At 68.6% G+C, this 9,384-nt stretch carries 12 protein-coding genes; 7 read left to right on the top strand and 5 right to left on the bottom strand.

The window, feature by feature from the left end; translation table 11 throughout:
• A partial coding sequence (locus B4E30_RS09265) for a DUF6264 family protein (protein WP_286794938.1) occupies positions 1 to 220 on the top strand: 220 nt, incomplete at its 5' end.
• Positions 221 to 497: 277 nt separating this feature from the next.
• On the opposite strand, the gene fbaA is transcribed toward B4E30_RS09265, so the two are convergent.
• Positions 498 to 1,529, bottom strand: coding sequence for a class II fructose-bisphosphate aldolase (gene fbaA / locus B4E30_RS09270; protein WP_286794940.1), 1,032 nt, complete (start codon positions 1,527 to 1,529; stop codon positions 498 to 500).
• A gap of 204 nt (positions 1,530 to 1,733) precedes the next feature.
• Here fbaA and glpX point away from each other — a divergent pair, with 204 nt between their 5' ends.
• Positions 1,734 to 2,723 (top strand): class II fructose-bisphosphatase, encoded by a 990-nt coding sequence (glpX, locus tag B4E30_RS09275; protein WP_071042894.1) that lies wholly within the window; start codon positions 1,734 to 1,736, stop codon positions 2,721 to 2,723.
• A 138-nt stretch (positions 2,724 to 2,861) separates the two neighbouring features.
• Positions 2,862 to 3,068, top strand: coding sequence for a UDP-N-acetylmuramyl pentapeptide phosphotransferase (locus tag B4E30_RS09280; protein WP_071042895.1), 207 nt, complete (start codon positions 2,862 to 2,864; stop codon positions 3,066 to 3,068).
• 1 nt (position 3,069) lies between these two features.
• Here the strand turns inward: B4E30_RS09280 and B4E30_RS09285 are convergent, their stop codons facing one another.
• Complete coding sequence (locus B4E30_RS09285) at positions 3,070 to 4,401, bottom strand: DNA recombination protein RmuC (protein WP_286794942.1); 1,332 nt, start codon at positions 4,399 to 4,401, stop codon at positions 3,070 to 3,072.
• Positions 4,402 to 4,512: 111 nt separating this feature from the next.
• The gene (locus tag B4E30_RS09290) at positions 4,513 to 5,121 is read right to left on the bottom strand and encodes an exonuclease domain-containing protein (RefSeq protein WP_286794944.1); all 609 of its coding nucleotides are present in this window, start codon (positions 5,119 to 5,121) and stop codon (positions 4,513 to 4,515) included.
• Between the two features lie 64 nt (positions 5,122 to 5,185).
• On the opposite strand from B4E30_RS09290, the gene ychF reads away from it, so the two are divergent.
• Positions 5,186 to 6,259, top strand: coding sequence for a redox-regulated ATPase YchF (gene ychF / locus B4E30_RS09295; protein ID WP_286794946.1), 1,074 nt, complete (start codon positions 5,186 to 5,188; stop codon positions 6,257 to 6,259).
• Between the two features lie 22 nt (positions 6,260 to 6,281).
• Here ychF and B4E30_RS09300 read toward each other — a convergent pair whose 3' ends face one another.
• A complete protein-coding gene (locus tag B4E30_RS09300; protein ID WP_286794948.1) occupies positions 6,282 to 6,587 on the bottom strand; it encodes a hypothetical protein in 306 nt (101 codons plus the stop codon).
• A gap of 218 nt (positions 6,588 to 6,805) precedes the next feature.
• Between B4E30_RS09300 and B4E30_RS09305 the strand changes: the two genes are divergently transcribed.
• Together B4E30_RS09305 and B4E30_RS09310 are read left to right on the top strand one after the other, a co-directional pair.
• Entirely contained in the window at positions 6,806 to 7,222 is a 417-nt protein-coding gene (locus tag B4E30_RS09305) for an arsenate reductase ArsC (RefSeq protein WP_286794950.1), read from the top strand.
• On the top strand, positions 7,219 to 7,875 hold the full coding sequence (locus B4E30_RS09310; protein ID WP_286794952.1) for an arsenate reductase ArsC: 657 nt from the start codon (positions 7,219 to 7,221) through the stop codon (positions 7,873 to 7,875). The genes B4E30_RS09305 and B4E30_RS09310 overlap by 4 nt, the downstream gene beginning before the upstream one ends.
• 26 nt (positions 7,876 to 7,901) lie before the next feature.
• Here B4E30_RS09310 and B4E30_RS09315 read toward each other — a convergent pair whose 3' ends face one another.
• Positions 7,902 to 8,402, bottom strand: coding sequence for a GNAT family N-acetyltransferase (locus B4E30_RS09315; RefSeq protein ID WP_286794953.1), 501 nt, complete (start codon positions 8,400 to 8,402; stop codon positions 7,902 to 7,904).
• A 57-nt stretch (positions 8,403 to 8,459) separates the two neighbouring features.
• Here B4E30_RS09315 and B4E30_RS09320 point away from each other — a divergent pair, with 57 nt between their 5' ends.
• On the top strand, positions 8,460 to 9,344 hold the full coding sequence (locus B4E30_RS09320) for a metalloregulator ArsR/SmtB family transcription factor (RefSeq protein WP_286794956.1): 885 nt from the start codon (positions 8,460 to 8,462) through the stop codon (positions 9,342 to 9,344).
• Positions 9,345 to 9,384 lie beyond the last annotated feature (40 nt).

Here is a 9,384-nt window from a genome sequence, read left to right on the forward strand (position 1 = left end):
GGCGCGCGCGTGGGGATTCGCCGCGGCCGTCGTTGTCGGCCTCGGGTGGTTGCTGACCGCCGTGCTTTCGTGGATGAGCATGCGGCGCGGGCGCATCAGCTGGTGGATCCCGCTCGTCGGCGCTCTTGTCTTCTCCTTTGCCAGCGGCATCCTGCTCACCGTGCCGCTGTTCCAGGACCCGGCGGTCTGGGACGTGCTCGTCTCCGGCGCGAGCAGCTGACCTCGCCACTCGGCTCGCTCCGCGCGCTCGCCGTACTTCGCTCCCGCAGGTGCCCTTCCTCCCGCAGGTGTCCTCCTGCCGCAGGTGCCCTTCCTCCCGCAGGTGTCCTCCTGCCGCAGGTGTCCTCCCTCGGCGGGCACCAACTCAGGCTGAGTGCGGGATCAGTGGCGCCCAGGGCCTCCTAACGCCCGCTGAGCCTGAGTCCGTGCACGCCGAGGCCGACGAGACAAGACGAATGCCCCGCCACCCGAAGGCGCGGGGCATCCGTCGAGCGGCGTCAGGCGCCGAGGCTCTTGCCGTGCGAGCCCAGCTGCTGCGTCGCGGCGACGACGCGTGCCGCCATCGCTGTCTCGGCGACCTTGCCCCAAGCGCGCGGGTCGTACTGCTTCTTGTTGCCGACCTCGCCGTCGACCTTCAGCACGCCCTCGTAGTTGGAGAGCATGTAGCCGGCGACGGCGCGCGTGAACGCGTACTGCGTGTCGGTGTCGATGTTCATCTTCACGACGCCGTTGGCGACCGCGAGGGCGATCTCCTCGTCGGTCGAGCCGCTGCCGCCGTGGAAGACGAGGTCCAGCGGCTTGGCGTCGGTGCCGAAGGTCGCGGCGATCCCTTCCTGGATCTCGCCGAGGAGTTCGGGGCGGAGCTTGACGTTGCCGGGCTTGTACACACCGTGCACGTTGCCGAAGGTGAGCGCCGAGATGTAGCGGCCCCTCTCGCCGAGGCCGAGGGTCTCGACGGCCTTCGTGACGTCCGCGACGGTCGTGTAGAGCGCCTCGTTGGAGCCCTCGTGCTTCACGCCGTCCTCCTCGCCGCCGACGACGCCGATCTCGACCTCGAGGATCGAGTTGATGTTCTTCATGCGGGGGAGCAGATCTGCGGCGATCTCGATGTTCTCGTCCAGCGGCACGGCCGAGCCGTCCCACATGTGCGACTGGAAGATCGGCTCGCCACCGGCCTTCACCTGCTCCTCGGAAGCCTCCAGCAGCGGCAGGACGAAGGTCGGCAGGGCGTCCTTCGGGCAGTGGTCGGTGTGGAGGGCCACGGTGATCGGGTAGCTCTTGGCGACTTCGGTCACGTACCGGGCGAACGCGAGTGCGCCGGCGGCGCGGTTCTTCACGGTGTGACCGGCGAAGTAGTCAGCTCCACCCGTGGTCACCTGCAGGATGCCGTCCGAACCGGCCTCGGTGAGACCCTGCAGCACGGCGTTGATGGTCTGCGAGCTGGAGACGTTGATCGCGGGATACGCGAATCCGCCCGCCTTCGCGCGGTCCAGCATGTCGGCGTACTGATCGGGAGTGGCGACGGGCATGGGTGCTCCTTCGTGACGGGGTCGACACTTCGAGTGTATCGATCCGGTCGGGGCCGTCGGAGGCCGGCTCCGGGCGTCAAGATCGCCCGGTCCCACGCGATGGGATGCGACGAATTGCGCTACCGCGAAAGAACCGTCATTCCTTCGCCGTTGCCCCTCGTGATTTCCCGCGATCTTCAGGAGCACGCTGGATAGAGTCGACCCATGGTGAGTCTTACCGGCGATATGAGCCCCCTGCACCCCGACCGGAACCTGGCTCTCGAGCTCGTGCGCGCCACGGAGGCGGCGTCGATCCGCGCGGTGCCGTTCATCGGCCGTGGCGCCAAAGAAGCGGCCGACGGCGCGGCCGTGGATGCGATGCGGGCGTTCCTGACCACCGTCAATTTCGATGGCACGATCGTCATCGGCGAGGGCGAGAAGGACAACGCGCCGATGCTGTTCAACGGCGAGCGCGTCGGAAACGGTCGTGGTCCGCAGTGCGACGTGGCTGTCGACCCGATCGACGGCACATCGCTGACGGCCGCCGGGCGCAACAACGCCCTCTCCGTCATCGCGGTCGCTGACCGCGGCTCGATGCTCGATGCGTCGAGCGTCTTCTACATGGACAAGCTCGTGACCGGCCCCGCCGGCGTCGGAGTGGTCGACATCCGGCTTCCCATCGGTGAGAACATCCGCCTCCTCGCGGGCGCGCTCGGCAAGCCCGTCGAGGAGATGGTCGTCTCGGTGCTCCACCGACCTCGTCACGAGAAGCTCATCGACGAGATCCGCGAGGCGGGGGCGGGAACGCGTCTCATGAGCGACGGCGACGTCGCCGGCGGCATCAACGCCGCCCGTCACAACGCGCGCACCGACATGTGCGTGGGTGTCGGCGGCAGCCCCGAAGGCATCGTCACCGCGTGTGCCATCAAGGCACTGGGCGGGCACATCCAGGGCCGGCTGTGGCCGCGCGACGACGACGAGAAGCAGAAGGGCATCGATGCCGGTCTGCAGTTCGGCGACCACGTGTACGAAGCCGACGAGATGGTCAAGGGAAAGAACACGATCTTCGTCGCGACGGGTGTGACCGACGGCCAGCTCGTGGCGGGCGTTCGCCGGGAGGGCGGCTACGTCTACACCGAGAGCGTCGTGCTGCGTGGCGCCTCGGGCACCCTGCGCCGTATCTCGTCGGAGCACCTCACCTCGAAGTGGCTGTGAGCCGGCTCTCGGCCGAGACGGCCGGACGGGCGGCGAGATCGTGATGGGTATGTGACAAGGCTCTCAGCATCGCTGTGGGAGACTGGGGGCGTCCGTCAGAGGAGACGCCGAACCTTCAACCCAGCGAGGGAGAACTCGATGTCCGCCACCAGCGGAACCACCACGCAGACCGGCGCGCAGGCCGTCGTCGCCGACGCGACCGATCCCGCCCGTCGACCGGATGTGCTCTTCCGGGTGCGACGCGAAGAGGGTCAGCAGCCTTCGGCGTGGTGGATGATCGGTGCCTTCGTCGGCGTCTCGGCGGCGGTGATCGTGCTGCTCAGCTTCGTGCCCGGCGGCGCCTGAGCTAACGCGCGCCCTCCTCGTCGCGCGCCGGCTGCGCAGATGTCCCGGCCGCGTCGCCATCCGAGTTGGGCGTACCGAGCCGGAACCGGAGAGCACCGATGTCTGCGCCCGCATCGGGCAGCAGCTCGGGGGCGACGACTCGTCGCGGGCTGCTCTCGATCGACGCCGGCGCCGTCGCGGATTCCAGCTTGGTCTCGTCGATGCCGGGGAATCGACGGGCCGTCACCAAGACGCGTGACTCGAGGGATCCGATGAGGCCGTTGTAGCTGTCGATCGTCCGCTCGATCGCGCGACGGAGATCGTCTGCGTGCCCGGACAGCGTCGACAGCCGCGCGTACAGTTCGTTGCCGAGGTCGAACAGGGTGCGCGCCTCTTCGGAGACGTTCTGCTGCGTCCACGTGAAGGCGACGGTCTTGAGCACCGCCCAGAGGTTGACCGGGGAAGCCAGGGCGACGCGTCGACCGAAGGCGTACTCGAGCAGGCTCGGATCGGCTTCCAGTGCCGCGGCGAGCAGCGCTTCGCTCGGGATGAAGCACACGACGAACTCGGGGCTGGACGACAATCCCGCCCAGTACTGTTTCTTCGCGAGAGCGTCGACGTGCGAGCGAACTGCCTTCACGTGCTTGCGGAGGAGGCTCTCGCGGCGCGCAGCGTCGTCTCCGGTGGCGGTGAACGGAATCGCGCTCGCCTCGAGGTAGGCATCCAGGGGGACCTTCGCGTCGATGGCGATCGCCTTCTCGCCGGGCAGGCGCACGACCATATCGGGTCGGCCGGCGCCGGCATCGGAGTGCACGGATGCCTGCAGGTCGAAGTCGACGTATCGCGTGAGCCCAGCTGCCTCGACGACGCGCCGCAGCTGCGTCTCTCCCCAGACGCCGCGGGTGCTCCCCGAACGCAGTGCGCCCGCGAGCGCCTCCGTGGTCGCTCGCAGCTGCTCGTCGGATTCGTGCGACCGTCGCAGCTGCTCGGCGAGAGCGCCGAACTGGTGGTGCCGGTCCCGTTCCAGCTCATCGACCTTGCCCTGCATGGTCTGCAGAGTCTCGTGCACCGGCGAGAGGGCGCGGAGAATCGCCTGCTCTCGGCGCTCGCGATCGTCGCGCGCCGCGAGGTCGGAGCGCGCCTGGGACGCCAGCTCCCGATACAGCAGCTGCTGGTGATCGAGTTGCGCCTGCACCCCCTGCCGCGCGGCGTTCGCGGCGGCGACCTGGGCGCGCAGGTCGGCGATCTGCGTGTGCAAACGCGTCGCGGCTCGCGCACCGCCGGCGGCCCAGCCGGCCAGAAGGCCCGCGAACAGTGCCGCGACGGCGAGGAGGGGAAGGAGCATCGTGTCCATGACGACACTCTCTCGCAGACCTCCGACACCGCCTCTCTTGGCACGCGCCGGCGCGTCGAAGCGGCGACCCGACCGACGGGGCCGCCGTCCCGGCCAGGCCGGCCCGATCGATCAGGCGGCGACGACGGCGGATGCCGCGCGACCTGCCGTCGCCGGCGCGATCTGCGAGACCCTCACCCCGGTCGCCTCCGCGAGGGCCACGATGTCGGCGGCGCCGGCACGGCGCGCGGCATCCACCATCACGTGCGCGCAGGCGAGCGCGTCGGCGGTGGCGTTGTGGTGCGCGAAGGAGGCGAAGCCGGCCTCGGCGGCGACGAACGGCAGGCGATACGACTCGAGCGAGTACACCCGGCGGGCCACCTGAAGGCTGCAGGCGTACCGATAGGGCGGGCACTCGTCACCGGTCGCCTCGCATGCGCGCTTGATGACGGCCATGTCGAAGCCGGCGTTGTGGGCGACGAGGATGTCCTCGCCCACGAACGAGGCGATGTCCGAGAGCTGCTCGGTCCACGTCGCCGCGTCCGCGACGTCCCGGGCTTCGATTCCGTGGATGCGGGTGTTCAGTTCGAAGAACGCATCGTGACCTGCAGGTGGCCTGATCAGCCATCCGGTCTTCGCCACGACCTCTCCGGCGCGCACACGGACGAGTCCGACGGCACACGCCGATGCGCTGCTGGAATTCGCCGTCTCGAAGTCGATCGCCGTGAAATCCAGTGACACGTCCACAGCATCGCGTGCGAGCGGCGTGCTCTCCCGCAGGCGCGCCGCCGTAGACTGGACTCCCGTGGCTCTCACCATCGGAATCGTCGGACTCCCGAATGTCGGCAAGTCGACCCTCTTCAACGCGCTGACCAAGAACCAGGTGCTCGCGGCGAACTATCCCTTCGCCACGATCGAGCCCAACGTCGGGGTGGTGAGTCTGCCCGATCCGCGCCTGGCCCGCCTCGCCGAGATCTTCTCCAGCGAGCGGGTGCTGCCGGCGACGGTGTCGTTCGTGGACATCGCCGGCATCGTGCGCGGCGCGAGCGAAGGGGAGGGCCTGGGCAACCAGTTCCTCGCGAACATCCGTGAAGCCGATGCCATCGCGCAGGTCGTTCGCGGCTTCGCGGACGACGATGTCGTTCACGTGGACGGCGAGGTGAATCCCGCGAGTGACATGGAGACGATCAACGCCGAGCTTCAGCTGGCCGACCTGCAGACGCTCGAGAAGGCGATCCCGCGGTTCGAGAAGGAGGTCAGGGGTAAGAAGACCGATCCTGCCGTGCTGGCCGCGGCCGTCGCCGCCAAGGATGCCCTGGACGCGGGGACACTTCTCTCCGGGGCGGGCCTCGACCTCGAGCCCATCAAGGAGCTCGGGCTGCTCACGTCGAAGCCCTTCATCTTCGTCTTCAACGTCGACGAGGCCGTGCTCACGGACGATGCGCGCAAGGCCGAGCTCGCGGCGCTGGTCGCCCCCGCTCAGGCCGTGTTCCTCGACGCCAAGATCGAGTCCGAGCTGATCGACCTCGACGCCGAGGACGCCGCGGAACTGCTGGCCGCGACCGGTCAGGACGAATCGGGCCTCGATCAGCTCGCCCGCATCGGATTCGACACTCTCGGTCTGCAGACGTACCTCACGGCCGGGCCGAAGGAGGCCCGCGCCTGGACGATCCCGCAGGGTGCGAAGGCTCCGCAGGCGGCGGGCGTCATCCACACCGACTTCGAGAAGGGCTTCATCAAGGCCGAGGTCATCTCGTTCGACGACCTCGTCGCGTGCGGTTCCGTCCTGGAGGCCCGCTCTCGCGGAAAGGCCCGCCTCGAGGGCAAGGACTACGTCATGCGCGACGGCGACGTCGTCGAGTTCCGCTTCAACAACTGATCCGTCGCCCGCCGTCTGACCCTCACGCGAGATCGGGCAGCCGAAGCCAGGGTGAGGATGCGGTGAACCGCATCGTCTCCGCGCCGACGGGGAGCATGGCGATCTCGGCAAGCGATGCGTCGATGTCGAGCAGGTGATGCGTGTGCGTGGTTCCCCAGCACTCGGGATCGTGGTCGATGCCGCCGCAGGAGAAGGACCAGCCGTCGGGTGCGTGCAGCGCGTAGCGGACGGCGCGCTCCTGCCGGAAGAGGTGGCAACAGGCGACGGCGTAGACGTCGAAGCCGTTCGGCACCGGTGCCGGACGGTGGCTGTTCGTGGAAGAGGACATGGGCGTGCTCCGATCGTCGGGAGAGGGGCACGCTCTCGATGTGATTGCGAGGCTACGTCGGGCCTCCGACATCGCCGTCGGAGGAGATGCGCACAGCGCGGACTGGACGAAGCATAGATATCCATCTATGCTTTTGCTCAGCAGCTACAGCTGCTGAGGCGTCGGTATCCCGGCACCGCCCTTCGACCTCGTGTTCTCCATCCCGTGAAGGAGCCGTCATGACCGGCAAGCCGTCCGTCCTGTTCGTGTGTGTCCACAATGCCGGCCGTTCGCAGATGGCGGCCGGGTTCCTCGAGAAGCTCGGCGCCGGTCGCGTCGATGTGCTCTCGGCGGGATCGGCCCCGAAAGACGAGATCAATCCCGTCGCGGTGGCGGCGATGGCCGAAGAGGGCATCGACATCGCGGGTAACTCCCCGAAGGTCCTGACGGTCGACGCCGTCAAGGAGTCCGATGTCGTGATCACGATGGGCTGCGGCGACGCGTGCCCCATCTTCCCCGGCAAGCGCTACGAAGACTGGCAGCTCGACGACCCGGCCGGCCAGGGAATCGAGGCGGTGCGCCCCATCCGCGACGAGATCCGGGGTCGTGTCGAGGCGCTTCTCGCCGACCTGCTCGCCGAAGAGGGTGCGGCATGACCGGCACGCAGGGCCAGGACGCCCTCCTGTCCGCTGATGCCGTGCTTCGGCGCGCATCCGACCGGCTCGCGCAGAGTTTCGACGGCATGGTGAACCCGGAGACCGTCGAGCGGGTCGTCTTCGAGTCCTACGCCGCCCTCGGCAGGACGGCGGCCGTGAAGACGCACCTCACCTCTCTCGCGGAGAAGTTCGCGCATGATCGTCTGACCGCGCTGGCCCAGTCGAAGGGCGTCATCGTCAAGCGCGTGCCCGAGGTGCTCTACGTCTGTGTGCAGAACTCGGGGCGCTCGCAGATGGCGGCCGCGCTGACCCGGCACCTCTCCGCCGGGCGCGTGCACGTGCGCTCGGCCGGTTCGAATCCGTCGGGTGCAGGGATCCTTCCCTCGGTCGTCACGGTGCTCCGGGAGATCGGCATCGAGGTCGCCGAGGAATTCCCCAAGCCGCTCACCGATGACGTGGTGCGCGCCGCGGACGCGGTCGTGACGATGGGGTGCGGAGACGCGTGCCCGCTGTATCCCGGCAAGCGGTACCTCGACTGGCACCTTGCGGACCCCGCTGAACTCGACATCGATGGCGTTCGTGCGGTGCGGGACGACGTGCGCGCCCATGTCGAGGCGCTCCTGAGTGAGCTCTCCCCGCAGCCGGTCGCGTGACGCCCGCGTCCTCGCGCGCGGTCTTGTCACTCGGAGGCGAGTGCTGCCAGAGCCTCACCGGTCAGCCGCTGCGTGGTCCATTCCTCCATCGGAATGGCTCCCAACCCGCGGTAGAAGGCGATCGACGGCGCATTCCAGTCCAAGACGGTCCACTCCAGGCGTGAGTATCCCCGCGCGCGGCACTCGTGAGCGAGAGCCGCAATGAGGGCTTTCCCGTATCCCCGTCCACGCTCGCTCTCCTCGACGAAGAGATCCTCGAGCCAGATGCCGTGCGTCCCGGTCCACGTGGAGTAGGTGAGGAACCACACGGCGATCCCGACGATCCGACCCTGCCGCTCCACGACGTGGGCGAAGACCTTCGGTGCTGCGCCGAAGAATCGGTCGGTGATCATCTCGACGGTGTTCTCGACGGCATCGGGTTCGCGCTCGTAGGCCGCGAGGTGTCGGATGCTGTCGAGCAGACCCTGTTCATCACCGGGCTGGGCCGCCCGGAGGACGGCGTCGTGGGGGAGAAGGCGCGGAGGCACGAGGTCAGCGTATCCGTCTTGCCACCGATCGCCGGAGCGAGAGATAGACTCACATCTATGCATGCGGCTGCGAATGAGCGACGCCTGACGGCGCTCGGGGATCCCACACGCTCCCGCATCCTGCGCCTCATCCGGGATTCCGACGACGGGCGCGCGCTCGTCGGAGAGCTGGCGGCGACCCTCGGACTGACGCAGCCCACGATCAGCCACCACATGAAGGCGCTGCTCGCCGAGGGATTCCTCGTGCGCGAGCCGGAAGGCCGTCGCGTCTGGTACGCGATTCATCCGGACGAAGACGACAGGATCGCCGCGTTCCTCGGGCAGAAGATCGGGCCGGAGCCGGACACAGCTCGCATCGTCGCCGACCTCACCACGAGATTCCGTGGGGTCTTCGGCGTCGAGACGATCCGATCGGTCGTGACCGACAGCCTCGTCCGCCTGCGCGGCGACGACACAGCGGCGCCGTTCCTCGCGTCGCGTACCGCGGCGTTCGCTTCATCGCGGCTCGAAGCCCTGGCGCGGGCCGACGCGGGCCCCAACGACACGCCGCACGTGCTCTTCGTGTGCGTGCAGAACGCCGGGCGGTCCCAGCTCGCGGCGGGCATTCTGCGTCACCTCGCCGGCGACCGGCTCCGCGTCGCGACCGCGGGTTCGCAGCCGGCCACGGAGGTGCGTTCGAGCATCATCGCTGCGCTCGATGAGATCGGCATTCCGGCCACGGGAGATTTCCCCAAGCCGCTCACGGAAGAGGCGGTGCGCGCGGCCAGCGTCGTCATCACGATGGGATGCGGTGACGCGTGTCCGGTGCTCCCCGGGCGACGATATCTCGACTGGGATCTCGAAGACCCGGCGGGGCTGCCGCCGGCCGGCGTGCGGGCCATCCGCGATGACATCGACCGTCGCGTGCGCGCGCTCTACAGCGAATTGGTGCCGGCTGCGTGATCCGATGACATGATGAGCGCATGCCGGAGTCGCCCGAGGT

Origin of the sequence: Microbacterium sp. UBA3394, assembly GCF_002358725.1 — a bacterium.
Classification (GTDB): Bacteria; Actinomycetota; Actinomycetes; order Actinomycetales; family Microbacteriaceae; genus Microbacterium; species Microbacterium luteum.

Bases quoted from the DNA above. Each gene is read 5' to 3' on its own strand.
- fbaA (WP_286794940.1), bottom strand. From the start codon at position 1,529: ATGCCCGTCGCCACTCCCGATCAGTACGCCGACATGCTGGACCGCGCG.
- glpX (WP_071042894.1), top strand. From the start codon at position 1,734: ATGGTGAGTCTTACCGGCGATATGAGCCCCCTGCACCCCGACCGGAAC.
- B4E30_RS09280 (WP_071042895.1), top strand. From the start codon at position 2,862: ATGTCCGCCACCAGCGGAACCACCACGCAGACCGGCGCGCAGGCCGTC.
- B4E30_RS09285 (WP_286794942.1), bottom strand. From the start codon at position 4,401: ATGGACACGATGCTCCTTCCCCTCCTCGCCGTCGCGGCACTGTTCGCG.
- B4E30_RS09300 (WP_286794948.1), bottom strand. From the start codon at position 6,587: ATGTCCTCTTCCACGAACAGCCACCGTCCGGCACCGGTGCCGAACGGC.
- B4E30_RS09305 (WP_286794950.1), top strand. From the start codon at position 6,806: ATGACCGGCAAGCCGTCCGTCCTGTTCGTGTGTGTCCACAATGCCGGC.
- B4E30_RS09310 (WP_286794952.1), top strand. From the start codon at position 7,219: ATGACCGGCACGCAGGGCCAGGACGCCCTCCTGTCCGCTGATGCCGTG.
- B4E30_RS09320 (WP_286794956.1), top strand. From the start codon at position 8,460: ATGCATGCGGCTGCGAATGAGCGACGCCTGACGGCGCTCGGGGATCCC.